We start from the raw sequence: 820 nt of genomic DNA, 5'->3' as shown, positions 1-820 counted from the left end.
AGCGATTTTTTCCAATCGCTTGTCCGCCATTTCTTTTGTGTTGTGCTTAAACTCGCGCAGCGACTGCCAACCTACAAAGGCGATCAATGATGCCACGCCCGCGATGATGTAGAAGAAGTACGTTACCGTCACATTTGCGTAGTTCAGCGATTTATCCGCCACCGTTAATTCACGATCGGTGATCTCGGTGATCATTCGTTTTTCAAGGCTTTGGTAATCCTGACGCAAGGATTTAAGTTCATCTAAAATATAGCGTTCCATTAACGGTCTATCTAATAGATCTGATTCAGAATATTTTTCTTCGGATGCCAAAGTCGGGAGAGAAAGAATCAGGGAGAAGAAGAGGGCAATAAATAAGCGCATAAAACGTCCTTTTGCGTGAAGAGTACAGATAGACCCTGCAACCATAGCAAATCGAACAAACGTTTAGCAAAGTTATTACAAAAGAAATGCTTGTCACGCTTTTGCGCAACTTTTATGGCTCAAGACAAAAGTGGAAGCAGAAAGACGGGTTTGTGAACGGTAAACTCTTTGGTCAGTTGTTCTTTGTTTTACAACTGGTTATGCTCGTCCTTAATTCTTTCTCAAGTGTGATAAGTGCATGGATGCAAAAGCAAAAAACTACTTAAATCGGTATCTTGATGAGCTCTCCCTAGAGCAGAAAAGTGCTATTCCATCAGTCAGTGCTGACTACTATTGTGCCGATGAATACAACGCGAATGTGTGCGCCGAACTCGTTCGTATTGGGCAGAAAACGGCATCGTGCAGTATGGAGCTGTGGTACAGCGAGCACGGGGAGCCGATGCCAGAGGTCGGGCAT

General features: G+C 44.0%; 2 pseudogenes. One reads left to right on the top strand and one right to left on the bottom strand.

Annotated elements, in window-relative coordinates:
* Positions 1 to 363, bottom strand: a pseudogene (locus tag R7Z49_RS24220) (hypothetical protein); the annotation flags it as partial.
* Positions 364 to 601: 238 nt separating this feature from the next.
* Here R7Z49_RS24220 and R7Z49_RS24215 point away from each other — a divergent pair.
* A pseudogene (locus tag R7Z49_RS24215) lies at positions 602 to 820 on the top strand (RNA-binding protein); the annotation flags it as partial.

The organism is Vibrio sp. 1562 (assembly GCF_033340155.1).
Classification (GTDB): Bacteria; Pseudomonadota; Gammaproteobacteria; order Enterobacterales; family Vibrionaceae; genus Vibrio; species Vibrio alginolyticus.
This window is presented reverse-complemented; position numbering and strand designations above follow the sequence as displayed.